Raw genomic sequence first — 26275 nt, forward strand, 5'->3', positions numbered from 1 at the left:
TGGTCAAACCACAGCGCCTTTGCGCAATGCCAGCTTGGGTACAGCGCCGGCTTCCAACGCGCCCCCGCGCCCTGAGAGAGAGGGGTTGGTCATAAAATAGCGATGGCAGTTAAACGGTTTCTCGCCGGGCTCCATTCGGGCATATGATCCATCAGGCTGCATGTCCCAACTCTGCTCCGTATCGAGCAAATTGGCCAGCAGGACTTGCTGGATAACTTGATCATGCACGGTTTTGTTCTTGATCGGCACGAGCGATTCCACCCGCCGGTTGAGATTGCGTGACATCGCATCGGCGGATGAAATATACACTTTGGACCGGTCGCTGGGCATTGGCTGCCCGTTGGCAAACGCCCATATCCGGCTATGTTCCAAAAAACGGCCGATAATCGATTTGACGCGGATATTTTCCGACAACCCCTCCACACCTGCACGCAGACTGCAAATACCGCGTACCACCAGCTGGATTTCCACGCCCGCCTCGCTGGCATCATACAGCCGGTCGATCACGCCCTTGTCGGTCAGCGAATTGAGCTTGGCCCAGATCGCCGCAGGCTTGCCGCGCACCGCATTGTCAATCTCGCGGTCGATATGGTCATATAGCCGCTCGCGCAGATCGATGGGGGAGACTGCCAGCATTTCCAGCTTATGCGGTTCGACATAGCCGGTGACGAAATTGAACAACTTGGCGGCATCGCGCCCGAATTTTGGATCAGCGGTGAAGAAACTGAGATCGGTGTAGATCTTGGTGGTGATCGGGTGATAATTGCCGGTGCCGAAATGGCAATATGTCCGCACGCCCTGATCCTCGCGGCGCACCACCATAGAGACTTTGGCGTGCGTTTTCCAATCGACAAAGCCATAGATCACCTGCACCCCGGCCCGTTCCAGCTGTGAGGCCCAGAGCAGGTTTTGCTCCTCGTCAAAGCGCGCTTTCAATTCAACCACCGCGGTCACTGATTTGCCCTTATCCGCCGCAGCAATCAGAGCGGAGATCACTTGCGACTGGTCGCCCGCGCGGTACAGGGTCTGCTTGATCGCGACCACTTCAGGGTCCGCCGCAGCCTGCCGCAGAAAATCAACCACCACCTCAAAACTTTCATAGGGGTGATGGATGATCAGGTCCTTTTCGCGGATGGCAGAAAAACAATCGCCATCATGTTCCATCACCCGTTCGGGATAGCGCGGGCTGTAACTTGCAAATTTCAAATCGGGCCGGTCTTCATCGACAATATCGGACAGGCCCGAAATGCCGATCATCCCGTCGCTCTTGATCACCGCCGTCCCCTGCATCGATAGATGTTCGCGCAGAATATTTTCAGCGACCGGATCAAAATCATCTTCCAGTTCCAGCTGGATCACTTGGCCGCGCCGCCGCCGCTGGATGGCGCTGCGGAATGTCCGCACCAGATCCTCGGCCTCTTCCTCAATTTCAATATCGCTGTCACGCAGCACCCGAAATGCGCCATCGCCCATGACTTTGAAACCGGGGAACAGATGCTTCGCGAACCGGCAGATCAGGCTTTCGATACTGATATAGATTGCATCATCACCCGCCACCCGGATGAAGCGCGGCAATGCAGACGGGATCAGCACCATTTCAACCACTTCTTCGCCATCCGATTTGCGGCTTAGCGTAAACAGCAAACCAACGCCTTCATTGGCGACAAACGGAAAGGGGTGCGCCGGATCGAGCGCCTGCAGCGTGATTACCGGGACAATTTCTTCGAGGAAATATGCCTTGAGCAGCGAATAGGTTTTGGGATCAACGCGCCTGTCATCGCATATTGTAAAGCCGGTATCGGTCAGCCCGGAGCGTAGTTCGTTCCAGATGGCCTGCTGTTCTGCATTGATCCTCTCCAACGCGGAATTGATCGCGCCCAATTGCTGCGATGGGCTCTGGCCGTCAATCGACACACGCTCGATTCCGCGCTGGACCTGACCCACCAGACCAGCGACCCGGATCATCATAAATTCATCGAGATTGCTGCCTGAAATGGACAGAAACCGCAGCCGTTCCAGCAGCGGATAATTGCGATTGCGCGCCTCGGCCAGAACCCGCTCGTTAAAGGCCAGCCAGCTCAATTCGCGGTTGATATATTTGTCCGGTGTCCGCTCAGGCGGTGCGCCGTCCGCAAGACTGCCAGAACCGCTCTGCATATCCATCATATAGGCCTGATTAATCACACTATCGCCCGGGCAGCGCGCAGCATTTGCCCCCGCGATCCGGCTGGATCACGATTGGTAGCCTATGGATAGTAAGTAAATCCTGACCGTTGGCATGTCAGATATGTGTCATATATACAGTCCGCTTGGCAACCCAATTATCTGGCACTTTGAACGAGGTCAGCACTTTCAGAAATCTGGGTGATCCCGCGTTTGCCATCTGCACCGCGGCCCAGCTGCACCAGCACATCGATCACCGATGCGGCATAGGCAATCGTGTCGGGCCGGGTCAGGCCGATACCGGTTTGCATGACCATCAGTGACAATTGCTCCAGCGCGCCGCTCAGGCTGTTGGCGTGAAGGGTCGAGAAGCTGCCGGGGTGGCCGGTATTGATCGCTCTTAAAAAGCTGACGCTTTCCGCGCCGCGCAATTCGCCCAAAACAATCCGGTCAGGCCGCAGACGTAAGGCGGATTGGAGCAATTCATTGGCAGTAACTTTTGCCTCGCCCAGCTCCCCCTTTACTGCAACCAGGCCGACACCATTTGCGCCCGGCAGTTTCAATTCCGGCGTATCTTCCACCAGAACCACGCGCTCATGGCTGGGGATTTCACCCAGCATTGCGTTGAGGAATGTGGTTTTACCGGTCGATGTGCCGCCGGATATCAAAATGGTCTTGCGCGCCCTGATCGCCGCGCGCAGGAAGGCGATCGGCTCTGCCTGCGGATCGGGCAAAGTCGCTTCGGCGGCGGCGGCAAGCGGCCCTGCATCATAGGCATCAAGCGGCAGATCAAGGCGGCGGTGGCGGCGGATCGCCATGACCCAATGCGCGCGCGCGGCAGGCGGGCCGCAAAATTGCACCCGCGCGCCGGGCTGTCCGTTTCGTCCGGGCAAAGTCGCGCCAAGCAGCGGGTGTTCGCGGTTAATGCCCTGATGGCTGACCCGCGCGACTTGCTCGGCCAGACGCTGGACCAGACGGTCGTCAATTTCGGGCACTTCGATCCGCTGCATACCCGGCTGGGCAGCATCTTCGATCCACAGCTCGCCGGGACGATTGACCATGATTTCGGTCACCGTGTCGCGGTCAAGCCATTCGCGGAACGGCTCGAGATAGGCGTCGAGATAGACGCTGCGTCCCTGATCCGCGCCCGGCTCGCTCGGCAGGGGATGGATGTCCGCGCTCATCGGCCCCTGCCCATTACGATCCGCCGACCGAGGAAAAGCCCAGATCGCGAGCGGTAAATACGCGGATGGGTTCACCCTGCCGCACGCGGATGGTCGGCCCGATCTGGCTGTCCTGCTGCGCCGCTGCAGCCGCCGCCTGACCGCCGCCGCCAAGAATAACTGACGCGCCGCCCGATCCAATCGCCGACAATCCGCCCACCACAGATAGCAGCATGGCAGAGCCGAATCGCTGGAAGAAATTGCTGTTCACTTTGCCCGCAAGCCCGGTTGTCCCGTCAAAACCGACAGCAGGGGACTGGAGATTGACCGATGCACCATCAGGCCGGATCAACCGCGTCCAGATGACGTAAGCGCGCTTTTGCCCGTTCTGTAGGCCGGATTGATATTGCCCGATTAAGCGGGAGCTGCGCGGGATCAGCACGTTGGTGCCGTCAAAGCTGCGCACGTCCTGGCTCACCACAGCGCGCACGAAACCGGGCACGTTTGTATCAATCGCCGTTTCAAGGATCGCCGGGATCAGCGTGCCCTGGGTTACCGTGGTCTGCGGGTTGACCATCGCAGTCGCTTCCGCCGGGCCCCCGCCGACACCGCCCACGCGGCTGGCAAAATCATTGGACGATCCGCCGCCCGGGACACTGGCGGTGCTGCTTGGTTCACCGGTGACCACACCGGGCGGGACCACCACCGTTCCGGCCGGCGCACCGCTGGCATCATACACCACTGTCGGTGTGGCATAGGGGTTCTGCACCGGCCCCGGATTGACTATCGGCGCGGCGGCCAGAACGGGCGCGGGTGCGGGGTCTGCACGGGGTATGGGGGCGGGAGGCGGTGCCGGATTGGGCTCCGCGGCGGGCACGGCCGCCGGAACAGGCGCGGCGATTTGCGGATTGCCGACACTTTCTGCCGGGGCAATGCGGGCAGAATTCATGCCCCACAATGTCGCGATACCAATACCGCCGACAATGGCGACACCCGCAAGCAGGCCAAGCGCATCGGATTTGCCCTGACGCTGGGTAACCACCGGAAAGGCATTGCGGCTGGCGAGATCGATGACCTCGGCAGAGCTATGCTCTCGCGGATCGACATCATTGGCGGCAGCATCGCTGCCATTGCCCGATGGAATTTTGCCTACGAGACGCATTATTTGCCTCCTTTAATGGCGACCTGGCCAATTCCCGCCTGAACCGTGCCCGCCTGAACCGTACCGGAAGGCCGCACCGGCCCCTGATTGGTTAAGGTTGCGGCATTATCGCCAGAGCGCAGGATAATCCGCGGCGGCACACCGTCCACCACAATCGTGTCGCCGCGCACGGTGAAATTCACCGGTCCTTCCGTATCCTGCGCATCCCTGATCAGGATCGCGGGAACCGCCGTACCCTTGGCCCAGAGAAGAAATGTGGCATTTCCGTCATCATAGGTCTGCATCGGCAGCAATGCGGCATCGCCATCAGGCCGCCATTCGAAATTCAGCTGCGCAGGATCAACCACGGCATAGGGATCGGTCGCGGCGGCAAGCTCCACCGCAGTCGGCCCGCCGGTCAGCAACGGCTCGGCGGGTTCTGCAATGTCCGGCTCCGGCTCTTCGGGGTAGGTAAAACGCAGCACATATAGCGGGCGCGCCCGCGCATTGGCGACCAGATCAAACAGATAGGTCCGCTGATCAGTGACCACAGTCATATTGGTGCGTGCGGCAGCCGTAAGCGGTTTGACAAACAGCAGATTGGCGCGTTTGTTCGGGGTCACTTGCCAGGCGGAGGAATCGCCGATTGCGACATTCTCGATCCGCTCGGCGGGGTCAAATGCGATGGTTGCCTGCACTTTGGTCTGGCCGTTGATCTGCACGACTTCGGCCGGATTATACAGCCGTTCCACCAGACGCGGATCCTGGGCCGCCGCTGGCCCGGGAAGGACAGCCAGACCAGCCAGGCCATACACGCCAGCCAGCAACAGCGCAGATATCAATGCGCGGATCATTTCGATGTCTCCGAACGAATAGGGGTTCCATTTTTCAGGCGGGTATTGGCGTTACGGAACCGGTTACCGATACCGTGCGTACGCGATGCACCGGCGGTGAGAGGGTGGGCCTGATTGCCCGCCGGGGACGTTGCGTACACTCTGGCGGCGCGGGCCACCGATTGCGGCGCGGCGGCATGGCCGTCATTGGCCGGGGCGGCAGGGCGTATGCCCGACACATCGATCCGGCGCGGCGGATTGGAGAGACCGGCAGGCTGCGCGGCAGGCTGAACGGTGGACAGCGCCGCAGTGGATGCGCCCGCAGCGGCAATATGCGGTGCGCGTTGCTGCTCCGCCGCTTCGCCTGTATCAGACGCCAGACCAAATACCTGCCATCCGCCGACAATGGTCGCGCTGACTTTCAGCACCATAATCATCAATGCGACATGGACGGCGCCGATCAGGAAGAACGCCATTGCCGAACGCGGATCAATCTGTCCGGCATTTTGCGTCAGCGATTGCAGGATCGGCACAGCCAGTTCGAGCATGACCCCGCCGCCGAGCACTGCAAAGAGCGGCGTGAGCCCGAGCATCACCAGCCCTTTCAGCCAGCCGACAAAAAGCCCGCGCGTCGAGGTAAACAGCGCCATCACAACAAAGATCGGGCCCAATGCGATCAGCAGCGCGAGCGCAATCCGCGCCGTCACCAGAACACCAACCGTTCCAAGCAGGAACAGTAACGCCCCCAACCACAAAATCCCTTGCGGACTGAAGGCGGTAATTTCCGCCCCCTGTCCGCCGCCCTGCGTTCCGGCCCCGAGCGAGGCCTGCTGCACCGCCAGGAACACCACATCCAGCTTGTCACCGAATGTCGCGGTCGCGGACCCTTGCACGCCGGTCAGCAGCCCCGCGAGATAGTCCGGCGCGCCGACCGCCAAATTCCACACCACCGATTGATAAATCACCCAGCTGGTCGCAAACGTTGTCACCAAACCTAACGTGATCATGCGCGGGACGAGCGAGCGCACGCTCACACTGGAACGGCCCAATATCAGCGAAATCGCGAAGAATGCGATGAACACAGTGAGCAGGATCGTCAGCACCGGCCCCATTGCACCGCCGGGTGCAAACAGGCGGCCAAACGCGGCTGCGCTGACCTCGGACGCGGTACAATCCACCGCGCGCAAAGCCGCCGCCACGCCGCTGCCAACGTCGTTCATCAAGGCATCGCAATTGGCGCTCATTCGGCGGCCTGCCATACCGCATAATCGCGGCCATCGTCGGCCAGGCCATCGGCATCGCCAGGCCATGCACGGCCAGTAAGCGCAGGATACCAGGCGGCGGGTTCATCCCCCAGCGATTCGCGTAGCATGTCCAGCTTGCGCACAGTGCCCTCGCGGCCCGACAGAATGGTCAGCACTTCGGGCGCGTTGGACAGATCCAGCCGCACCACAACCGATGCGTCGGGCTGTCGCACGAGGAAACAGCGGCTGTGCGCTGGCAGGCTGCGGATCAATGCCAGCTCGTGCTGTGTCAGGCCGAAACCGTCGCAATAATCCTCCGCCCGGGCGCGCGCATTGGGCATGAAAATCATCGTTGCGGTCTGTTCCACCAAAGCGGTTGAAATCTTGCTGTCGAGCGCGTCGCGCGCGGACTGCGTGGCAAACCCGACCAGTGCATTGCGTTTCCGCAGGGTTTTGAGCCAGTCGCGGATGCGCGCGGCAAACACCTCGTCATCCAGCGCCTTCCACCCCTCATCAATCAGGATCATGGCCGGTTCACCGTCCAATCGCTGATCAATCCGGTGGAACAGATACATCATCGTCGGGGTGCGCAATTTCGGATTTTCGAGCAGGGCAGTCATATCAAAGCCGAGCACGCGGTTGTCGAGATCGAGCAGATCGCGTGCATTATCGAACAGCCAGCCATGCTCGCCCGCTGCCCCGTCACCCGTGTTGCCCCCACCATCGCGCGCATGGCCGCCATCATCCCGGCGCTCACCATCATCACGCGCATGTCCGATCCACGCCGCCAGGCGGTCAGCCAGATCGCCGGGCTGCGGGCGGCGCGTGCCCGACAGCAATTCCTTGAAATGGCGCAGACGGCGCAAGGATGGATCATTGGCATAGGTCGCATCCACTGCCGCGCTGATCGTCGCCAATTCCTCAGGGCCATCGGCATTCAGCAGCACGGCAAGCCAGTCACGCAGGAATGCACGATTGGTGGGCGTATCCTCCAGCGCAAGCGGATTAAACCCGGTGGGCTGGCCCGCATTGATCCGGTCATACCGCCCGCCAATCCCGCGAATGAACAGTTCAGCGCCGCGATCCTTGTCAAACAGAATGGTCCGCGGATTAAACTTTTGCGCCTGTGCGGCGAGGAAATTCATCACCACCGTCTTGCCCGAACCGCTGGGGCCAATGACAGAGAAATTTCCGAGGTCGCCGCCCCCACTACCAGAAGCGTGGAAATTAAAGAAGAAGGGGGTTGCGCTGGTCGTCTCCAGCAGCGTCACCGCTTCGCCCCAATGGTTACCCTGCGCCCGGCCCAGAGCAAACCCGTGAAACGAGCCAAAACTGGCCATATTGGCGCTGGAGATCATCGCGCGGCGGACGATATAGGTCTCGTTACCGGGAAACTGCCCCCAAAATGCCGGCTCCAGATTGGTATCTTCGCGCACCGCAATCGCGCCTGCATCGGCCAGAGCCGACGCGCATGCCGCGCTGGCATCATCCAGCCGTGCCAGATCGCTTTCGCGCACCAGAACGCTCAAATGGTGATCGCCAAAACTGACCGCGCCATTGCCCAGCGCATCGCGCGCGGCCAGCATGTCGGCCCGCTCTGCCGCGGCGTCCTCATCGGCAGAGCGCAGCCGCCGGATCGACAAATCCATCCGCTCGCGCGCGGTTTGGCGCTCGCTCGGGGCGTAGCTTTCACACACCACCATTTCATAGGGGAGGCGCAGCAACCCGTCGAGCAACCCGGGTGATGTCGCATCGGGGTATTCTTTCAGGCTCAGGATCGCGGCAAAGTCGGGTGTGCCCGCACCGCGCAATTCCAGCGCATCCAGGCCAAAGCTCACTCGCCGATATGGCAGCATGTGCCCGATATCGGTATCATCGGCGGGCTGGCGGACAGGGCGCATCTCGCCATTATACAGCGCGCTCAGCAGCTCCAGAATTTCGCTATTATTGCCGCCGCTGCTACCCTGATAGGCGCCCAATTGTGCGGCGCCATAGGCAGATAGAGAGGCGATTAGGCCAGTGGCGGCAGCTTTGAGCGCGCGGATATCCCTGGGGTCCGCCTCACTCTGCGCCCGGCCCTTGCGGCTCCAAATTTTACCGGCGCGTTCTGCCAGACCGGCCTTGCCGCGCGCCGGGCGGCGGATCAACGTGATAAACTGGTCGTTGATGAACAATTGCCCGTCGCCCAGCCGCTCTTTCCAGCGCCGGTCGATATGGGCCGATAGCGGATCGTCAAATTCGGCATCGAGCGCCACTTCCACGCGGCGGCGGATCACGTGATGATACATCACAAACCGTGCATCAAGAGTGGAGCGCAGCATCACCTCGCGCGTGGCCGCATGCGCGTTCAGGGCGTCGCTATCCTCGGTTTCAAACAGCAGACCGGGCACCTGGATCGCGGTCATCACCGATCCGTCGCGCAGCATGATGGTGCCCGGATCAATCAGCCGCGTAAACGGCAACCGGTCGCCTGCCTGGGCTTCCTTCGCGCTCCACGATGCAGCGCCGATCCATTTGCTCCCGGTCCAGTTGCCCATAACCTCTAGGCCCTCCTTACAGGCCCGATAAGCGCGTCACGCGGCGTAGCTGTTACAGCCCCACCGCTTCCAGTTTTTCACACGCGCGCATTTGCTGACTTTGGTGATCCACAGATCAAAAATGCGCGGTTCGCGCAGACATGCGAAATAGCCGATTATGTGCATGATGACCGGCACCGGAATGATCCAGAAACTTTTCAGAATCAGAAACGCCTCTGCTGTAACCAGCATGTTCAGAATGAAGAAATTCATCGTTACCCCGCCAAACATCTGCGGGCGGGTCAATGCGCGGTGGACAGGATGGCGGACAAGCTGCGTCATATTATCCGGCTGCCGCCTGAATACCGGCCACAATCGTACTCGCGCCAAACAGGATGAACAAACCGATCACCACTGTCGCGCCAAAGCGCCAGTTCATCCGCCCGGTCAGCATCATGAAACCAACCGCTGCCACCGCCATGACGGCAATCATCGTGGCGACATTGCCCAGCAAGGTGCCCTGCAACCAGCCAAGGCCGGCCACGATCGGGCTGGACCCCTGCGGATCGGTGGTTTGCTGCGCCAAGGCCGCGCCCGGCCAAAGCATGGCGGATGACAGCGCGGCCATAGCGGCTGAAAAGCGGGAGAATGACGGCATCATTGCGTGCTCCGGGAATGGTTGGACAAGCGGCCCATAATGGCCGCGACATAGTTTTGTGTTTCACGAATGCGCGGGATGCCGCCAGCGCGGATGACGCGGCCCGGCCCGGCATTATAGGCCGCCAGGGCGCTCTCCAGATTGCCATCAAAACGGTCAAGCTGCTCGCGCAGATAGCGTGCGCCGCCTTCCAGATTGGCAAACGGGTCATCGGGGTCCACACCCAGATCGCGCGCGGTGCCAGGCATCAACTGCGCCAATCCGCGCGCCCCGGCAGGCGATACAGCGTTCGCCCGCCACCGGCTTTCCTGCCACACCAGCGCTTCTATCAAGGCCGGGCTGAGATCAAAACGGCCGGCAAGCTGGTGAACTTTGGCAAGATATCGTTCAGGAATGAGGCCGCTTAACAGCGCCGCATCGGCCACGGCTTCGGGCGGGACAAAGTAACCGGCCGGCAGCTGCGTGTCCGGCGCATTGATTGGGGGGGCGATTTGCAGGGCCAGGCTCTGACTGGCCGTAGAAACGGCGGTACCGCCCGCAATCCACTGCGCGCCGTCAGCGCCGATTTCCATCACATCAGCATGTACCGGCGCGCACGGTATGGCCAAAGCCAGCCCCGCTAACCCGATTATTGCTGATTTGAGAATCATGTCCCGCTCCTTATCCTGCCCCTTTGCCCATCCTACATGACAGCACGGTGACAGCAAGCACAGGCGTATGCTGCCAGCCCCAACTGGATCACCAAACCCGTCTGGAAAACCGGACCCGCTTGGGCAAACCGCATCAAGACACCATGCCGGAACAATCGAGGCTGAACGACACAGAAAAGCCCGGCGAACCTACGTTCGCACGGGCTTTGTATCGCTGCACTGCTGCCAGTATCAGACCATCAGTAATATCAGCGGCGGGCGAGCCGTTCCTGCGCGGCAAATTCGCCATTATCGATCATGCCGATCACTTTTAACGCAAGGCGCCGCGAATCAACCCAGTTACCATTGGCGGTTTCAAGGCGGTAGCGCGTTTCGGATTGCACCGCAGCGTTCAACACCTGCAGCGCCGCCCCGGTCTGTCCCGAACGGGCAAATTCCACGCCCAGAGTAATCAGTGCCGCCGGATCATCCTGGCCGATCGCCATATCAATATGCGTGTCAATATCGGTCTGCGTGGGCGAAATACTCGCCTCTCCAGCAGCAATAAACTCGCGAGACGACATAAATTCACCAGTATCGGCCGCGACATTGGCTCCGGCGCCATGCGTTGCTGCCTGGCTCAGCATGATAACCGAAAGAGCAATTCCAAGTCCCATTGCGTGTCTCCCATTCCTTTTCAACACGGCGAGATTGTGCCCTGTTTCACAAAACTGCAATAAAAATGTAACAATGTCACTAAACTGTAATATTTGCAGATGCTGGCCGAATGACGGGCCCGATGCGCCGAACGATAAGCATGTCGATGTAGCGCGCGACGCGCCGGAGAACATGTCATATTTGTCATATCGGAGTCAGCTAGGTGTCTTTCTTGTGCCGGTGACATATAACTGAAATATTGCATTAAAACTGACACGTTCCGCCCCTAGCCGACATCTCGCGAGCTGACATTCGCATCATCTGATTCTCGGTTTTTAAGAGGGGACCACTCCCGTGAAGAACGTATCCCGCACTATTATCCTAGGCTGCGGCCTAGTCATTCTCGCTGGCTGTGGCGCTGACGAGATCGCATCGCCTGGAACAGGCGGAGACATCTTTATCAATAACCCGCCTGCGCCGCCGCCGCCGCCGCCTCCGCCGCCGCCGAGCATGGTAACGCCGGCTGGTGGCTGCCCGACCATTTCCAACAATACAGGCGGCCTTGTCGATGAAGGTACGATCACCGGTGACACCGGCGAATACCGTGTCTGCGCATTGCCCTCACGCTTCGATTCCTCGTCCACCCTACCCTATATTGCCGGTCTGCTGTACCGGATGAATGGCCGGGTCGACGTCGGCACCGATGGCGGCCCCGCACCCGATGCGAGCGACGGTCTGAGCGATACCAATGTCGAGCTCAGCATTGAACCTGGCGTCATCATCTATGCCAGCGGATCATCCTTCCTGATGGTCAATCGCGGCAACACGATCAACGCGGTTGGTACCGCTGCACGCCCGATTGTCTTTACCAGCCGTGACAATGTCATTGGCGGATCATTCATCAATGAAAATTCCTCCGGCCAGTGGGGCGGCGTGGTTCTGGGCGGACGCGCGCCGGTAACCGACTGTATCGCACCGGGCGCAACACCGGGCACGGTCGCCTGTGAACGCCAGGTCGAGGGCGCGGCCCAGCCTGCGGTCTTCGGCGGAGCGACCCCCAATGACAGCAGCGGCACGATGAGCTTCGTTCAAATCCGCTATTCCGGTTTTGTCCTGTCGGGCGATAATGAACTGCAATCGCTGACCACAGGCGGCACCGGTACAGGCACCACATTTAGCAACATCATGAGCTATAACAGTTCTGATGATGGCGTCGAATTCTTCGGCGGCTTCGTCAATATGAAAGGCCTGGTGGTGGTTGGCGCAGAGGACGACTCGATCGACACAGACACAGGCGTCAAAGCCAATCTGCAATATGTCGTCGCAGTCCAGCGTCAGGAAGTTGGTGATGCGATTATCGAAGCCGATTCCAGCAACGGCCTGGAAGATCAGACACCGCGCCAGAATACGCAGATTTCAAATGCGGTCCTGATCCAGCGCAAAACAGATGATCAGGTTGTCCGTATTCGCGGCGGCGCTGATTATTCGATCGTCAACTCGCTGATCCTCGACAATTCGAACAACGGCACGCCGTGTATCCGGATTGATGATGAAGAAAGCATCCGCGCTGCCAATGCCGGCCTTGATGATGTGGGCGCGCCCCGCTTCAATTCGGTCGCGCTGACATGCCGCACGAATTTCCGCGGCGGCAGCAATGCCGGTGCCACAGCGGCACAGGCGGAGGCAATTTTCGATGCGGGCACCAATAACAACAAAGCATTCACCAGCACATTGACGATGACGTACATCAATGGCGCCAATGAGGCCGCACTCGTCGCGTTTGATCCAACCACCTTGTCGAGCTTCTTCGATAATGCCGGTTTCGTCGGCGCGGCGCAGTCCGGTGACACGCGCTTCCTGGGGTGGACATGCGATTCAGCGGCCATCACTTTTGGCAGCAATGTCGGGGCGTGCACCTCGCTGCCGGTTTACTAAAAACCAGGTGAGAGCGGGAGGTGTACGCGGCCATGCGGATGCCTCCCGCTTTTTTTACAAAACACGGGCCCGCGGCCCGGCAATATAATCTGATCGCATATTGAATTTGCAAGACGAAGGGGTCTTCGAACATGACATCTGGCAAGCAGCTGGCGGGACTGCTCCTGCTCTCCACAGCTCTGACATTTCCGGGCATGGCCTTGGCGCAAGACGCAGGTCCGGTGCAGAGCCCGGTACAGGATGATGATACGGTAGAGCAGCAGACGGCTGAGCCTGACACAGCCGATGGCCAGGAGCCCGATGAAGAGTTGGGCCAGCCCGATATCTCGATCCCCGGCGGCGGCGAAATCATCGTTACCGGACGGCGCATCCGCGATGTCACGCGCAGTTCCAACCAGGTCGTCTCGGTCCTGAGCAGCGAGGAGATAGCGCGCACCGGCGAAGGCGATATTGCCGGGGCACTGGGCCGCGTTACCGGCCTTTCGGTACAGGGGCAGGGCTTCGTGTTCGTGCGCGGGCTGGGCGACCGGTACTCGCTCGCATTGCTTAACGGACTGCCGCTGCCATCGCCGCAACCGCTGAGCCGCGTGGTCCCACTCGATATTTTCCCGACCAGCATTGTCGCATCTTCGCTGGTGCAAAAAACATATTCCGCCAATTTTCCCGGCGAATTTGGCGGCGGCGTGATCAATCTGACCACGCGCGCCGTGCCCGAAGAAGGCTTTGTGAAAATCAGCGCCGGTATCAGCGGGGATGAACAGACCACATTTTCCAAGGGGATCGATTATTACGGGTCGGATTTTGACTGGGCCGGTTTCGATGACGGCACCCGCGATGTTCCCCCTGCCCTGCAGGCTTTTTTCGACAGCGGAGCGCGCCTGTCGGACCTCGGCGTGGACCAGCAGGCGATCGCGCGCGAATTGGGCAATCCAAACCTGGTCCTCACTCAGAATGTCAATACGCTACCGGCCAATTTTTCCGGCAGCATCACGGCAGGCGAAGCATGGAATGTCGGCGATGATGGCCGTTTGGGTGTGATCGCAACCGCATCGATCAGCAACAAATGGCGCAACCGGTCGATCATCAACCAGACAGCGGTCAATGCCGAGCTCGATCTCGACAGCGATTTCCGCGATTTCGTCACGGATAACCGGATTTTGGTGAACGGCCTGATCGGGTTCGGGCTGGAACTGGGCGAGCTTAAATTCCGCTGGACCAATCTGTATATCCGCGACAGCCTGAAACAGTCGCGCCTGTCCATCGGGACAGATTTTCAGGATGATGATAGCGAATTTTCGCAGGATACAGCGTGGTTTGAACGCGAATTGATCAACAGCCAGTTCGTTGGTGAGCTGGAATTTGGCGAACTGGATGTCGATATTCGCGCAGGCTATGCGCAGACCCAGCGCGAGGCGCCATACGAATATAATTTCACCTATGTGCGCACCAATAATGCCAATGATCCGCTCGGCGATATTTTCATCAACGTGCTCGACCGGCAGACCGGCAGCGCCTCGGTCGCGTTTTCCGAATTGAAAGAAGACCTGTATTTTGGCGGCATCGATCTCGGCTACCGCGTGTCAGACTGGCTGCAACTGACCGCCGGTTTCGCCTATACCGATACCGACCGGTTTTCCTCGCGCAGGGAATTCCTGTTCGATGCCGGGACGGGTTTTGACGACGCGGTGGGGGCATTGCGGCCCGATCGTTTGCTGGGCGATGCGGTGATCGATTTTTACAATATCGGCCTTATCGAAACCACTCAGTCGGACCCGGCATTCGCTGCGGCGCTGGAAGTCCAGGCCGCCTATGTGAAAGGCACATTCACGCCGGTTACCGGCCTGACCCTGGATATTGGCATGCGTTACGAGGATGCGGTGCAGACGGTCAATCCGGTCGAAGTGTTTGCGGTGCCGACCAATTCGGGCAGTTCGACTTTGCTGGCCAATGATTATTTTCTGCCATCAGCGACTGTGACCTGGGAAGTATCCGACACATTCCAGCTGCGCGCAAACGCATCGAAAACGATTGCCCGCCCGCAATTTCGGGAGCTGATTTTCCAGACCTATTTCAACCCGGAAACCAACCGCCAGTTCAACGGCAACCCGTTTCTGGTCGATAGCCAGCTGACCAATGCCGAATTGCGCGCGGAATATTATTTTGGGCGCGGCAACCGCATATCGCTGGCGGGCTTTTACAAGGATATTGAAAACCCGATCGAGGTATTCTCCAGCTTTTCCGACAATGTCCAGATCAGCGGTTTTGCCAATGCGCCCAGCGCGCAATTATACGGCGCAGAATTTGATGTGCAGTATGGATATGATCTGATCGATTGGGGCGGCTGGTTTGAAAGCAAACGCGCGATCGTGGTGGCAAACTACACCTACACCCAGTCCGAACTGAAAGTGTCCTCTGGCGATATTGCCCGCGTGTTCCCCTTTGCCGATCAGCCTGCGACCAATTTCTTCCGCGACGGCGTGCCGCTCACCGGCCAGTCGGACCATCTGGTCAATCTGCAACTTGGTATCGAAGATCTCGACAGGCTCCAGCAATTCACGTTGCTGGTCAATTACGCCAGCGAGCGGGTGACAAGCCGGGGCACGGCGGCGCTGCCCGATATTACCGAGGATCCCGGCCTCACGGTCGATTTTGTCGCCCGGCAGGAGGTCAATTTGTTGAAACGGCCATTTGAATTGAAATTTGAGGCACGCAATCTTTTCGGGCGCGACAATTTTGAATTCCAGACCAACGGGACCAACCGGATAGAGATCAACACCTATAAGGTCGGTCAGAGTTTCAGTTTTTCGGTTTCTACCGAATTCTGATTACACCGCGTCAAACACATAGCCGAGCGAGCGGACAGTCCTTAACGGATTGCCCGCTCCGGCATTTTTAAGTGCCGAACGCAGCCGCCCGATCCACACATCGACAGTCCGTTCATCCAGCGGCGGATCCTGCTTTGCCAGGCCGGTAATCAGCGCGGCGCGCGACAGCACCTGGTTGGGATTTTCCGCAAAGAAGCGCAGCAGGCGGAATTCATTGGGCCTGAGGGCAATCGGGGTATCGTCCCACGTTGCGCGCAATGCGCCCATATCAATCATCAGCGCGCCCAACCGCATCTGCTGGGCCGAATATGCACTGTTGTGAGACTGCAACGCCAGCACCCGGTCGAGAATTGTTGTCCGGTCTAGTGGACCGACCACATAATCATCCGCGCCCGCCTTCAACGCCCTGCGGCGATCCCCTGCATCACCGGGTTCCAGAACCATAGTGATATGGGCGTCGCGGGTGCGCGGATCAGCGCGCAGGCGGCGGCACATCTCAAGCCCCGCCAGATCATCCATAACCCAGTCGATAAATGCCCAGACGGGGCCCTCCACCAACCGGTCCGGCCCGGCCGCGCGCAGCCGCGCAAATTCGAACCGTTTCGTGCCATGCTCAAACGTGTCTAGCGTATCGCCAAGATCACTGGTCAGGAAGATATTGACTACGTCCATTGTGGCAGCCCCTTTGTGGTGGGGAATGGATGCCGCCATGTTATGACGCAGGCGTTACAATCGTGTAAGATTTCAGCAGATTCCGCATGGTCGGTGCCGGCCCGGTCAATCGAGCGCGCCGAACCGGGCGAAGCCGCCTTCCATCCAGCCCAGCGGGTCCGCCTCCTCCGCCCCGACGGCCAAACGCAGTTTGACATCATAGACATTACCAACAAACAGTTCGTGCGTGCCGTGGATCAAGGTGGCGTGCACTTCGCAGAACAGATTGGCGATGGCCGACGGCAGGAACGGAATCTCATCGGCATAGTTCCAGTCAGCCACCGAAAACCGTTCACTGCGCTTCGCCGGGTTCGAAAACGGATCGACCAGAGCCGTCTGATCAGTGCCCAGCAGATTGATGCAGAACCGCCCCTGCCCCTCAATCGCGGAATGGCACCGCGATTGGCGGTTGACCGCAACCATCATTGATGGCGGCTCCATCGATACCGGCACCACTGCGGATGCAGCCATCCCCGCCGGTTCGCGCGCCGCGACATCATGCGTTGTCACAATCGATACCGGGCCGGGCAGCCGCCGCATCGCAGACCGCAAGAGCCGCGCAAGATCGGCTGCCTCACCGGGGGGTTGATCGGCGCTATTCATTCCGGTGCTTCCTTTAATTGGGCATCGTTTCGGCGATGGTAACGCGCATCCGCTGCGCAAACCATCACATTATCATGATTGACTACGCGTAAAAAGCGGCAGAATCCAACACTGGACGCAAGAAAAAACCATATCCGCACATTTCAATGTGATCGCATGCTTGTCTCTTCACATGCATCTGCTATTGCACTGGCCATGACTGAAGGTACACCACACGCTGTCCAGCACAAGATCCGCTCTATGGTGGATAGCGGAAAAATGTCCCGCGCAGGCATCGCCCGTGCTGCCGGATTACACGCCAATTCGCTCCGCGATTGCACCGAAGATAGCTGGAACCCGACGGCCGATACGCTGGGCAAGCTGGATGCGTTTCTCAAAGCCAATGATGACCGGCCGGTTCTTGCGACCATCGAAGAAATTATCGACGAAGCGCGCAATGGCCGGATGTTCGTGCTGGTCGATGATGAAGACCGCGAAAATGAAGGCGATCTGGTCATCCCCGCGCAGATGGCCACGCCGGCCGCAATCAATTTCATGGCGACATATGGCAAGGGGCTGATTTGTCTGTCGCTCGACCGCAAGCGGGTGGAACATCTGGGTCTGGAGCCGATGACGCGCAACAATCAGGAATCGATGCAAACCGCGTTCACCGTATCGATTGAGGCGCGCGAAGGCGTGACCACGGGCATTTCTGCCGCCGACCGTGCGCGCACCGTTTCGGTCGCGATTGATGCCGGAAAAGGGCCCGCCGATATTGTCGCACCGGGGCATGTCTTCCCGCTGGTGGCGCGCGATGGCGGCGTGCTGGTGCGCGCAGGCCATACAGAGGCGGCGGTGGATATTTCGCGGCTTGCCGGCCTCAATCCCTCGGGCGTGATCTGCGAGATCATGAATGATGACGGTACAATGGCGCGGTTCGATGATCTGATTGCCTTTGCCCGCCGCCATGATCTCAAAATGGGCACGATCCGCGATCTCATCGCTTACCGGATGCGCAATGATGATCTGGTGGAGCAGATCAGCGAAAGCCGGCTGATGTCCGATTATGGCGGCGACTGGCGCGCAATGACCTATCAGAGCAAAGTATCGGGCGCGACCCATGTTGTGTTGCAGAAAGGCAATGTCGCCCCAGACCAGCCGACACTGGTGCGGATGCATGCGATCTCCATCTTCGATGATGTTCTGGGCCAGACCGGCCCGAAGAAACGCCAGCTGCAACGATCAATGGCCGCTATCGGCGCGAAAGGCGCAGGTCTGATCGTGCTCATAATGCCAGACCGGGCGGAGAAACTTCATGCCGAGATTGGCCGTCATCCGCCGGGCGATGGGCAGCTTCGCGATTATGGAACCGGCGCGCAGATTCTGGTCGATCGCGGCGTGCGCGAAATGATCTTGCTATCCGATAGCGAGCGCACGGTCGTGGGCCTTGAGGGGTATGGGCTGAGCGTAGTCGGGCGGCAGCCAATACCCGAATAACAGGATCGCTGCTGGCCCGTTACCCGGCCAGCACGTCCCGCAAAGTCTTGTCACTGCCCCACACGGTGTTGGTGTTTGCCAGATGCAACCGCCAATGCTTTTCAGCGGCATCGGCGTCACCCGCTTCGATCAGATCAATCAGCCTGCCGATCGATTTCACGCCCTTCTCGCGGTCGCGTCTGCGGTCGCTATCGTCCAGCGCAGTGGTGATGTAGCGTTTCTGATATTGGGCAATCACATCCTCCAGCACGCGGGTGAGGAAATGGAGCGTGGCATTGCCGCCCACTTCCATCAGGACGCTGTGGAACCGGGCCGAGCTGACCATATAATCGCGCTCTGCATCGCTGACACAAAATTGTGCCAGCACCGCCGCCTCCGCGCGCAATCGGGCCAGGCTGTCAGGATCGGGCGCGGCGGCCAACTGGCGCACGATGGGCGGCTCCAGCGCCTCGCGCGCGGCGTAGATATCGCTGACTTTCACACCGCTGGCCTGCAGATAATAGCTGGCATAGCGCGAGACGTTCTCGACCCGCGGCAGGCTGACAACCGCACCCGAACGCGAACCGCGCTTGACGGTAATCAGCCGCTCGGCCTCTAGGATACGGAAGGCTTCGCGCAGGCTGGGGCGCGAAATGCCAAACTGTTCGATCAGCTGGCCTTCGGGGGGCAGAGTATCGCCTTCGGCCAATTCCCCCTGAACGATCCGGCGGCGGATCGAATTGGCAACCAGCTCCGCCGTTTTGGGCACACGCAGCGAGCGCGCAATTGGCGCGGCGGCTGCGCTTTCGAAATCCTCGGTGCCCAAATCGCTCATTACATGCTGCGCGCAATGACCATTTTCATGACTTCATTGGAACCCCCGAAGATCCGCGTGATCCGGCTGTCGCGGAACATCCGCGCAATCGGATAATCGTTGATGAAGCCCGCACCGCCGTGGAATTGCAAACATTTATCGACCACTTCGCCCTGCAATTCGGTGACCATCAACTTGGCCATACATGCGGTGGGAACATCCAGCTTGCCCTCCAGATGCTGGGCGATGCAGTGATTGACGAATACCCGCGCCGCTGTGCCGCGCGCCGCCAGATCGGCCAGCACGAATTGCGTGTTCTGGAAATCCCAGATGGTCTGGCCAAACGCCTTGCGCTCTTTCACAAATTCCAGCGTCACTTCGAGCGCCTTCTCGATCCCGGTCATCGCGCCCATCGCGATAATCAGCCGTTCCTGAGGCAGCTCGCCCATCAGCTGATAAAAACCCTTGCCCTCTTCACCGCCCAGCACATTTTCCGCCGGAACAAACACATCATCAAAGAACAATTCGGACGTATCGGCAGCGTCCATGCCGACTTTGTCGAGCTTCTTGCCGCGCTGGAAACCCTCTGCGCCCTCTGTTTCGAGCAGCATCAGCGAAATCCCCTTGGCGCGCTCATTCGGATCGGTTTTGGCGACAACGATGATGAAGTCCGCCGTCTGCCCGTTGGAGATATAGGTTTTCGCGCCGTTGATCCGGTACCCATTGCCATCTTTCAGCGCGGTGGTGGTGATGCTCTGCAAATCCGACCCCACGCCCGGTTCAGTCATCGCAATCGCGCTGACCAGCTCGCCCGTCACCAGTTTGGGCAGATATTTTTTCTTCTGCTCTTCAGTGCCGTGGCGCACCAGATAAGGCAGGATCACGGTGTTATGCAGGCTGGCCGCAAACCCCTCAACGCCGTGATGCGCCTGCTGGTCAATCACCACCATATCGTGGCGGAAATCACCGCCGTGGCCGCCATATTCCTCCGGCACTGATACGCCGAGCAAGCCGGCCTCACCCGCTTCGTTCCAAAATGCACGTTCCACCTGGCCATCTTCGCGCCATTTGAGCACGCGTTTTTCGGGCGCATGCTGCTGGTAGAATTTTCCCACCGCGTCGGAGAAGATCGAGATTTCCTCGTCTTCCATGAATGCGGGCGGGGGCACGTTTATTGCAGGGTTCATGGCGGGCATCATGCTCTCTCTTATGGCTCACAGAATGTCTCAATGTGTTGTATCACTTAGTTAGACAAGTGCAATGCTTGCATGAATCGCAACTTGGCAGCAAAGCGGGCTGATGGAACTTATCGGCCCCACATCGCAAAGCTACATCTCCCAGCGTACCCGGCTGCATTACGTGGATTGGGGCAACCCAGATGCACCGCCGCTGATCCTGCTGCATGGCGGGCGCGACCACTGCCGCAGCTGGGACTGGGCGGCGGAGCAACTGCGCGCCGACTGGCACGTGATCTGCCCCGATCTGCGCGGGCACGGTGACAGCGAGTGGAACAATAATGGCTATTACACCACGATCGGCTATGTCTATGATCTGGCGCAATTGATCCATCAGCTGGACCTCGCACCGGTCACGATTGTCGCGCATTCGATGGGCGGCAATATTGCGGTGCGCTATGCCGGGCTCTATCCCGACAATGTGCGCAAACTGGTCGCGATCGAGGGGCTTGGCCCCAGCCCCAAGGTGCAATCGGAACGCAGCAAGCGCCCGTTCCATGACCATTGGACCGACTGGATCGACAAGAAACGCGACGCCAGCGCGCGCAGCATCCGCAAATATGACACGTTTGCAACCGCGCTCGACCGAATGCACGAGGCGAACAGCTACCTCACCCGCGATCAGGCAGAACACCTCACCCGCCACGCGGTAATCCGCAATGAAGACGGCACCTATAGCTGGAAATTTGACCCGCACCTGCACGCCTGGCCGATGGATGATATGTCAATCAAGCACCAACAGGAATTATGGGCGCGGATCACGTGCCCCACCCGCTTCATCTACGGCGCGGATAGCTGGGCCAGCAATCCCGAAACCGACGGACGGCTAAAGCACTTTGGCACCAATGCCAGCGTCACCGAATATGACCGCGCCGGGCACTGGGTGCATCATGACCGCTTCGATGATTTTATGGCCGAGGTGAAGGCGTTTATTGGGTTACATTAGTACGAAATCGTAATACTGTTGATTATAGATTTTTCTCAAACAATTAGAGGTACTTTTGGTTCTAAATAGCGTTCGAAATCCTTTTTTGAACTACCAACCATTACAGCCAATTGAGAAGATGGGCCGCAACCAAAAGTGTTGGTGCAACTCTGGCCGAAAATGGAAACATTGCCACGAGCGGCGCGAGACCGAAAAATCGTTACCAATATCAGCGATGCACGCCCGTTTCTATCAAGAAGCGAAGCAGGCCAAGACTTGTTACCACCCGAAAAAACCAGACGAATGCTGCGGAACTTTCGCTAAAGCGCATACAGTTCAGAAGCAGACGGGATTAAACTTAATAGCTGAAGAAGGCCATGTGCTTTCTGCGCGCAACCTCAAACCCAACAATAGAAATGAAGCGCTTGAACGTATTGGAATACAAGTAGCCTCAACGTTCCAAGGCTTTTGCGCCAAACATGATAACGAACTATTTCAACCAGCTGAGACAGCATCTGTGCCGTCAGCAGAGGTTGCGTTTCTTTTAACCTACCGTGCTTTGTGTTACGAAATCCACACGAAACAAACTGCTATCCGCACTTTCGAATTTATCCGTGACAATATTGATAAAGGTCTTCCATTCATAAGCCAGTCGAATGCTCAGGAATCCATAGCAGCAAGCCTATTCTCGACCCGACTTGGCTTCAACGAACATTTGGCGATCAAACGTTCTTGGGACGCTGCGCTTCTAAGCAAAGATTATAGTAATTTTCGTTGGTGCTATGCAAGGTTTGACGGTATTATTCCAGCGGCTACTTCGGGTGTATTTTTCCCTGAAGTTGACTTTAAGGGCGACCGATTACAGCCTCTAGATGCTCCAATAGGAACTCTCGCGATGATGGGCTTCAACGTCTTACCTATTGGTGGAAAGAGCAGTATACTGTTTGGGTGGCTTGATGGGAAAGATCAAAATAAAAGGTTCGTAGAATCTTTTTTGAAACTTCCTGATTCAATATTAGCATCGGCAGTCATCCAGTTTTGCTTTGATACAAGCGATAATCTGTTTGTCAGACCGAGCTGGTGGTTGAGTCTACGAAGTGATGCCAAGAAATATCTGACAAACAATCTTCGCAATAGTGTTCCAGGCGAAAAGTGGTTGGATGGATTAGTCCCTCGCCTACCTTCCTTGCTGAAATTAGCGATTATTGAGCGTACAAAAATCACAGGGCCTTGATGGCAATATTTGCTTTGTGTGATGTATGCTCCAAGATACAGTAGATTGCTGAGTCGTCTTCGCCACCTCACTCCTTTATTTCGTCATTGCGAGCAACGCGAAGCAATCCAGTGTAATTCTGCACCCGCCTCTGGATTGCCGCGCGACCTTTGGTCACTCGCAATGACGATCGAGGGGGCAAATAGCAGCCTAGCCCTGCCAGCAATGACAACATTCTCAAGGCCCGCAAATATCGTGATACAGATCGCGCCATTGCGGATTCATAGCCTCGATCAGGGCAAGTTTTTTCGTTCTTGAACCAGCCTTGATCTGTTTCTCACGCAAGATAGCGTATTCCATCGTCGCGTGGAGTTCGTACCAGACCAACAATTTACAGCCATAGCGTTTTGAGAAGCCGTCAAACGCGCTCTCGCGGTGCTGCCATGCGCGCTTTGGCAGGTCGGATGTAACCCCGGCATAAATGGTACCGTTACGGCGGTTTGCCATAATATAAACGGCGGGTTGAAATTCGCGCGGCATGGATGGAACGTGACTGACAACCGTGTGCTCCGCAAGCCAAAACCGTCCGCCTTTTTTCTTAGGAACGACGTGACGCATTCTCGGGCGGTATGGCGCTAACTCTGGATTGCCGCGTCGGCTTTGCCTCCTCGCAATGACGATTGGAGGTTGTTTTCAGCATTTGAGCAATATGTACAAACAAACCATTTTCCTACCCGCGCATAATCTGCCTTATGATCGCGGATGAGCACACATCCTGATCCCCGTTCGTTTGACCGCGCCGATGCTTCGTCTGCGCCGATAACCCCTGAAACCTTTGACCAAACTTCCCGCGGCACTCTTCCCGCTACCCAGCAGCACAATAGTTGGACGCCCGCACGCCAAGCAGCGTTTCTGCGCGAATTATCCGCCACGCATAATGTTGCGGCGGCGGCGCGGGCGGTGGGGATGTCGCGGCAATCCGCCTATCAGCTCCGCGCAAAGTTACGCGGCGAGCCGTTTGATGCGGCGTGGGAGGCGGCCTTTGTCACGCGGTTTGATGTTCTGGCGGAGGCGGCGCTGGACCGCGCGCTCAACGGCGTTGAGGTGCCGCATTATTACAATGGCGAGCTGGTCGGCACATCGCGCCGGTATGACGAGCGGCTGACGCTGTCGCTTCTATCCATGCGCCGCACTCTCGCCCGGCCAGAGCCAAAAGAATATGAGGGCGCCAGTGCCTTTGCAGCCGATGATATGGCGGGGCTGATCGACCGCGTCGAGCACGGGCCGGAAGAATGGCATCTCGACCCCGAAAAAGAGTGGGAACTGCGCTTTCGCACAGAGACGGAGGAATCTGCGGAGGAAGTTATGGATGAAAACGCCGCTGATGATGCGGCCAAAGAAAGCGCAGAAAAGAGCACAGAGGCCGGGGGCCCTCCCTCCGCCAGCCCTATCGAGGACACAGAAGATTAATATCTGTATTTCAGGTAGTTAGCGAAAAACCGCCCGCTTGACACAGTGTCAATTGTGTCAAGCAAGTGTCAAGCGGGTGTCAGCCGAATGCCAATATCCTCATTCAGGCAATCGTGCCCGCATCGCGCAATGCCGCCGCGTCACTCTCGCCCATACCCAGCGATTCCAAAATCGCATCGGTATCATCACCCGGCAAAGGCGCAGGCGCGGGCGTGGCGGTTTGGGTGCCGCTATACCTCGGTGCGGGGGCTGGCTGCATATCGCCCGCAATCTCGACAAAGGTCTGCCGGGCGACATTATGCGGATGCTGCGCCGCTTCGCTCATGGTCAGCACGGGGGCATAGCACACATCGGTATGCTCCATGATCGCGCCCCATTCGGCGCGGCTTTTGGTCCTGAACAGATCGGTGAGCCTCGCCTTTAATTCAGGCCAGGCTGCACGGTCATGCTGGGCATCGAAAGCCGCATCCCCGTCCAGTCCGGCAAGCCGCCGAAGCTCGGCATAGAATTGCGGTTCAATGCTGCCGATGGAGATATATTTGCCGTCTGCGGTTTCATATGTGTCATAGAAATGCGCACCGGTATCGAGCATATTGGCGCCTTGTTCTTCCGACCAGACGCCCATATTTTTCATGCCGGTAATCATGCCCATCAGCGCCGCGGTACCATCCGTCATGGCGCAGTCGATCACCTGCCCTTTCCCTCCGCGCGCGACATTGAGCAGGGCAGCGGACATGCCAAATGCCAGCATCATCCCGCCGCCGCCAAAATCGCCCACCATATTGATCGGCGGAGTAGGTTTCTCACCCTTGCGCCCGAAATGCGCCAGCGCCCCGGCCAGCGCGATATAGTTGATGTCATGACCGGCGGCTTGCGCATAGGGGCCGGTCTGTCCCCAGCCCGTCATCCGGCCGTAAACGAGCCCGGGATTATCTTTGAGCAGTTCATCAGGGCCAAGGCCCAGCCGCTCCATCACACCGGGGCGGAACCCCTCGATAATACCATCGGCACTGGCGCAGAGTTTACGCGCCAGAGCCACGCCTTGTGCAGACTTGAGATTGATCGCGATCGACTTGCGCCCCCGCGCCAATACATCCCTGGTGCTGAGCGGGGTTGAGCCGCCACGGCTGCCACTGGCGCGGTCAATCCGGATAACTTCTGCGCCGTGATCGGCCAGCATCATCCCACAAAACGGACCGGGCCCGATTGCGGCAAATTCCACGATGCGAATTCCTGATAAGGGGCCGCTCTTCGTTTCGGCCATAAGGCTTATTTACCCGTCCAGTTGGGCGCACGCTTTTCAGCAAAGGCAAGCGAGCCTTCGCGCGCATCTTCCGACATGAACACTTGCGGCAGCAGCTCTGCCTGCTTGTCGTAGCGTTCTTCCAAAGACCAGCCGCGCGAATCGTCCAAAATCTGCTTGGACACGCGCACCGCAGTCGGGCCATTGGCCGTGATCGACGCGGCCAGTTCCTTGGCTGCAGCCATCGCATCACCGCTGGTCACGCGGTTAATCATGCCCAGCTCATAGGCCCGCTGCGCCGTGATGAAATCACCCGTCAGCGCCAGCTCCATCGCGACCTTATGCGGGATCAAATCGGGCAGCACCATCAACCCGCCAGCCGCCGCCGCAAGGCCGCGCTTAGCCTCTGGAATACCGAATTTCGCCTTGTCATTGGCGACCACCAGATCGCACGCAATCATCAGTTCCAGACCGCCCGCAAGAGCATATCCTTCCACCGCTGCGATCAGAGGCTTCACCGGTTTCTGCTCGGTCAAACCGCCAAAACCGCGCCCCTCAACCGAAGGCCGTTCGCCTTTCAGGAAGCCTTTCAAATCCATGCCCGAACAGAACGTGCCGCCCGCACCGGTCAGAATGCCCACGCGCAGATCGTCGCTTGCATCCAGATGGTCGAGCGCCGCCGCAATCGCTTCTGATGCCGCCTTGGTCATCGCGTTTTTGGCTTCGGGCCGGTTGATCGTGATGATCAGAATGCCGTCTTCTTCCTGCGTCAGAACGTCTTGGGTCATCGGTGCTCTCCCTCATCTGTATCGTGCGGTCACTTGCCGCCAATGTCTGACTGA

23 protein-coding genes and 1 pseudogene are annotated in these 26275 nt (G+C 58.6%); 7 read left to right on the top strand and 17 right to left on the bottom strand.

What is annotated here, in order from left to right; translation table 11 throughout:
• Window positions 1-3: 3 nt before the first annotated feature.
• The 10 genes from WA922_RS02470 to WA922_RS02515 all read right to left on the bottom strand — a co-directional run bounded on the left by WA922_RS02470 (window position 4) and on the right by WA922_RS02515 (window position 11024).
• Entirely contained in the window at window positions 4-2157 is a 2154-nt protein-coding gene (locus WA922_RS02470; protein ID WP_424770093.1) for an RNA degradosome polyphosphate kinase, read from the bottom strand.
• A 164-nt stretch (window positions 2158-2321) separates the two neighbouring features.
• Window positions 2322-3347: a P-type DNA transfer ATPase VirB11 gene (gene virB11, locus WA922_RS02475; RefSeq protein WP_424770094.1), complete on the bottom strand. Its 1026-nt coding sequence runs from the start codon at window positions 3345-3347 to the stop codon at window positions 2322-2324.
• A gap of 13 nt (window positions 3348-3360) precedes the next feature.
• Entirely contained in the window at window positions 3361-4488 is a 1128-nt protein-coding gene (locus WA922_RS02480; RefSeq protein WP_424770095.1) for a TrbI/VirB10 family protein, read from the bottom strand.
• Window positions 4488-5321, bottom strand: a complete 834-nt coding sequence (locus WA922_RS02485; protein ID WP_424770096.1) for a TrbG/VirB9 family P-type conjugative transfer protein — start codon at window positions 5319-5321, stop codon at window positions 4488-4490. The genes WA922_RS02480 and WA922_RS02485 overlap by 1 nt, the downstream gene beginning before the upstream one ends.
• Complete coding sequence (locus WA922_RS02490) at window positions 5318-6544, bottom strand: type IV secretion system protein (RefSeq protein WP_424770097.1); 1227 nt, start codon at window positions 6542-6544, stop codon at window positions 5318-5320. The genes WA922_RS02485 and WA922_RS02490 overlap by 4 nt, the downstream gene beginning before the upstream one ends.
• Complete coding sequence (locus tag WA922_RS02495) at window positions 6541-9081, bottom strand: VirB4 family type IV secretion/conjugal transfer ATPase (protein ID WP_424770098.1); 2541 nt, start codon at window positions 9079-9081, stop codon at window positions 6541-6543. Before WA922_RS02495 ends, WA922_RS02490 begins: the two co-directional genes overlap by 4 nt.
• A 36-nt stretch (window positions 9082-9117) precedes the next feature.
• Entirely contained in the window at window positions 9118-9402 is a 285-nt protein-coding gene (locus tag WA922_RS02500) for a type IV secretion system protein VirB3 (RefSeq protein ID WP_424770099.1), read from the bottom strand.
• A 1-nt stretch (window position 9403) separates the two neighbouring features.
• Window positions 9404-9718 carry a TrbC/VirB2 family protein gene (locus WA922_RS02505; protein WP_424770132.1) on the bottom strand — a complete coding sequence of 105 codons (315 nt, stop codon included), beginning with the start codon at window positions 9716-9718 and terminating at the stop codon, window positions 9404-9406.
• Window positions 9718-10368 carry a lytic transglycosylase domain-containing protein gene (locus WA922_RS02510; RefSeq protein ID WP_424770100.1) on the bottom strand — a complete coding sequence of 217 codons (651 nt, stop codon included), beginning with the start codon at window positions 10366-10368 and terminating at the stop codon, window positions 9718-9720. Before WA922_RS02510 ends, WA922_RS02505 begins: the two co-directional genes overlap by 1 nt.
• 248 nt (window positions 10369-10616) lie before the next feature.
• Complete coding sequence (locus tag WA922_RS02515; protein ID WP_424770101.1) at window positions 10617-11024, bottom strand: hypothetical protein; 408 nt, start codon at window positions 11022-11024, stop codon at window positions 10617-10619.
• A 334-nt stretch (window positions 11025-11358) separates the two neighbouring features.
• Between WA922_RS02515 and WA922_RS02520 the strand changes: the two genes are divergently transcribed.
• Window positions 11359-12939 carry a hypothetical protein gene (locus WA922_RS02520; protein WP_424770102.1) on the top strand — a complete coding sequence of 527 codons (1581 nt, stop codon included), beginning with the start codon at window positions 11359-11361 and terminating at the stop codon, window positions 12937-12939.
• 131 nt (window positions 12940-13070) lie between these two features.
• On the top strand, window positions 13071-15764 hold the full coding sequence (locus WA922_RS02525) for a TonB-dependent receptor domain-containing protein (protein WP_424770103.1): 2694 nt from the start codon (window positions 13071-13073) through the stop codon (window positions 15762-15764).
• Here the strand turns inward: WA922_RS02525 and WA922_RS02530 are convergent, their stop codons facing one another.
• Both WA922_RS02530 and WA922_RS02535 read right to left on the bottom strand, forming a co-directional pair.
• Entirely contained in the window at window positions 15765-16436 is a 672-nt protein-coding gene (locus WA922_RS02530) for a response regulator transcription factor (RefSeq protein WP_424770104.1), read from the bottom strand. It abuts the gene before it with no gap.
• A 105-nt stretch (window positions 16437-16541) separates the two neighbouring features.
• Complete coding sequence (locus WA922_RS02535) at window positions 16542-17078, bottom strand: flavin reductase family protein (RefSeq protein ID WP_424770105.1); 537 nt, start codon at window positions 17076-17078, stop codon at window positions 16542-16544.
• Window positions 17079-17273: 195 nt separating this feature from the next.
• On the opposite strand from WA922_RS02535, the gene ribB reads away from it, so the two are divergent.
• Window positions 17274-18554 (top strand): 3,4-dihydroxy-2-butanone-4-phosphate synthase, encoded by a 1281-nt coding sequence (gene ribB, locus WA922_RS02540; protein WP_424770106.1) that lies wholly within the window; start codon window positions 17274-17276, stop codon window positions 18552-18554.
• A 19-nt stretch (window positions 18555-18573) separates the two neighbouring features.
• Here the strand turns inward: ribB and WA922_RS02545 are convergent, their stop codons facing one another.
• Both WA922_RS02545 and WA922_RS02550 read right to left on the bottom strand, forming a co-directional pair.
• Window positions 18574-19368: a FadR/GntR family transcriptional regulator gene (locus WA922_RS02545; protein WP_424770107.1), complete on the bottom strand. Its 795-nt coding sequence runs from the start codon at window positions 19366-19368 to the stop codon at window positions 18574-18576.
• Window positions 19368-20534, bottom strand: coding sequence for an acyl-CoA dehydrogenase family protein (locus WA922_RS02550; RefSeq protein WP_424770108.1), 1167 nt, complete (start codon window positions 20532-20534; stop codon window positions 19368-19370). The genes WA922_RS02545 and WA922_RS02550 overlap by 1 nt, the downstream gene beginning before the upstream one ends.
• A 112-nt stretch (window positions 20535-20646) precedes the next feature.
• Here WA922_RS02550 and WA922_RS02555 point away from each other — a divergent pair, with 112 nt between their 5' ends.
• From WA922_RS02555 to WA922_RS02565, 3 genes and pseudogenes are all read left to right on the top strand, one after another.
• Complete coding sequence (locus WA922_RS02555; protein WP_424770109.1) at window positions 20647-21528, top strand: alpha/beta fold hydrolase; 882 nt, start codon at window positions 20647-20649, stop codon at window positions 21526-21528.
• 118 nt (window positions 21529-21646) lie between these two features.
• Window positions 21647-21709: pseudogene (locus WA922_RS02560) on the top strand (SEC-C metal-binding domain-containing protein); the annotation flags it as partial.
• 33 nt (window positions 21710-21742) lie between these two features.
• On the top strand, window positions 21743-22741 hold the full coding sequence (locus WA922_RS02565; protein WP_424770136.1) for a hypothetical protein: 999 nt from the start codon (window positions 21743-21745) through the stop codon (window positions 22739-22741).
• A gap of 216 nt (window positions 22742-22957) precedes the next feature.
• On the opposite strand, the gene WA922_RS02570 is transcribed toward WA922_RS02565, so the two are convergent.
• Window positions 22958-23260, bottom strand: a complete 303-nt coding sequence (locus WA922_RS02570) for a GIY-YIG nuclease family protein (protein ID WP_424770133.1) — start codon at window positions 23258-23260, stop codon at window positions 22958-22960.
• Window positions 23261-23482: 222 nt separating this feature from the next.
• Between WA922_RS02570 and WA922_RS02575 the strand changes: the two genes are divergently transcribed.
• The gene (locus WA922_RS02575) at window positions 23483-24190 is read left to right on the top strand and encodes a hypothetical protein (RefSeq protein ID WP_424770110.1); all 708 of its coding nucleotides are present in this window, start codon (window positions 23483-23485) and stop codon (window positions 24188-24190) included.
• Window positions 24191-24293: 103 nt separating this feature from the next.
• On the opposite strand, the gene WA922_RS02580 is transcribed toward WA922_RS02575, so the two are convergent.
• Together WA922_RS02580 and WA922_RS02585 are read right to left on the bottom strand one after the other, a co-directional pair.
• On the bottom strand, window positions 24294-25454 hold the full coding sequence (locus tag WA922_RS02580) for a CaiB/BaiF CoA transferase family protein (RefSeq protein ID WP_424770111.1): 1161 nt from the start codon (window positions 25452-25454) through the stop codon (window positions 24294-24296).
• 5 nt (window positions 25455-25459) lie between these two features.
• Entirely contained in the window at window positions 25460-26221 is a 762-nt protein-coding gene (locus tag WA922_RS02585) for a crotonase/enoyl-CoA hydratase family protein (protein WP_424770112.1), read from the bottom strand.
• Window positions 26222-26275: the final 54 nt, after the last annotated feature.

It is taken from the genome of Pontixanthobacter sp. (assembly GCF_049682855.1).
In the GTDB taxonomy this organism is placed as follows: Bacteria; Pseudomonadota; Alphaproteobacteria; order Sphingomonadales; family Sphingomonadaceae; genus Pontixanthobacter.

Bases quoted from the DNA above. Each gene is read 5' to 3' on its own strand.
- WA922_RS02470 (WP_424770093.1), bottom strand. From the start codon at position 2,157: ATGCAGAGCGGTTCTGGCAGTCTTGCGGACGGCGCACCGCCTGAGCGG.
- virB11 (WP_424770094.1), bottom strand. From the start codon at position 3,347: ATGAGCGCGGACATCCATCCCCTGCCGAGCGAGCCGGGCGCGGATCAG.
- WA922_RS02480 (WP_424770095.1), bottom strand. From the start codon at position 4,488: ATGCGTCTCGTAGGCAAAATTCCATCGGGCAATGGCAGCGATGCTGCC.
- WA922_RS02485 (WP_424770096.1), bottom strand. From the start codon at position 5,321: ATGATCCGCGCATTGATATCTGCGCTGTTGCTGGCTGGCGTGTATGGC.
- WA922_RS02490 (WP_424770097.1), bottom strand. From the start codon at position 6,544: ATGAGCGCCAATTGCGATGCCTTGATGAACGACGTTGGCAGCGGCGTG.
- WA922_RS02495 (WP_424770098.1), bottom strand. From the start codon at position 9,081: ATGGGCAACTGGACCGGGAGCAAATGGATCGGCGCTGCATCGTGGAGC.
- WA922_RS02500 (WP_424770099.1), bottom strand. From the start codon at position 9,402: ATGACGCAGCTTGTCCGCCATCCTGTCCACCGCGCATTGACCCGCCCG.
- WA922_RS02505 (WP_424770132.1), bottom strand. From the start codon at position 9,718: ATGCCGTCATTCTCCCGCTTTTCAGCCGCTATGGCCGCGCTGTCATCC.
- WA922_RS02510 (WP_424770100.1), bottom strand. From the start codon at position 10,368: ATGATTCTCAAATCAGCAATAATCGGGTTAGCGGGGCTGGCTTTGGCC.
- WA922_RS02515 (WP_424770101.1), bottom strand. From the start codon at position 11,024: ATGGGACTTGGAATTGCTCTTTCGGTTATCATGCTGAGCCAGGCAGCA.
- WA922_RS02525 (WP_424770103.1), top strand. From the start codon at position 13,071: ATGACATCTGGCAAGCAGCTGGCGGGACTGCTCCTGCTCTCCACAGCT.
- WA922_RS02530 (WP_424770104.1), bottom strand. From the start codon at position 16,436: ATGGACGTAGTCAATATCTTCCTGACCAGTGATCTTGGCGATACGCTA.
- WA922_RS02535 (WP_424770105.1), bottom strand. From the start codon at position 17,078: ATGAATAGCGCCGATCAACCCCCCGGTGAGGCAGCCGATCTTGCGCGG.
- ribB (WP_424770106.1), top strand. From the start codon at position 17,274: ATGACTGAAGGTACACCACACGCTGTCCAGCACAAGATCCGCTCTATG.
- WA922_RS02545 (WP_424770107.1), bottom strand. From the start codon at position 19,368: ATGAGCGATTTGGGCACCGAGGATTTCGAAAGCGCAGCCGCCGCGCCA.
- WA922_RS02550 (WP_424770108.1), bottom strand. From the start codon at position 20,534: ATGAACCCTGCAATAAACGTGCCCCCGCCCGCATTCATGGAAGACGAG.
- WA922_RS02555 (WP_424770109.1), top strand. From the start codon at position 20,647: ATGGAACTTATCGGCCCCACATCGCAAAGCTACATCTCCCAGCGTACC.
- WA922_RS02565 (WP_424770136.1), top strand. From the start codon at position 21,743: ATGCACGCCCGTTTCTATCAAGAAGCGAAGCAGGCCAAGACTTGTTAC.
- WA922_RS02570 (WP_424770133.1), bottom strand. From the start codon at position 23,260: ATGCCGCGCGAATTTCAACCCGCCGTTTATATTATGGCAAACCGCCGT.
- WA922_RS02575 (WP_424770110.1), top strand. From the start codon at position 23,483: ATGAGCACACATCCTGATCCCCGTTCGTTTGACCGCGCCGATGCTTCG.
- WA922_RS02580 (WP_424770111.1), bottom strand. From the start codon at position 25,454: ATGGCCGAAACGAAGAGCGGCCCCTTATCAGGAATTCGCATCGTGGAA.
- WA922_RS02585 (WP_424770112.1), bottom strand. From the start codon at position 26,221: ATGACCCAAGACGTTCTGACGCAGGAAGAAGACGGCATTCTGATCATC.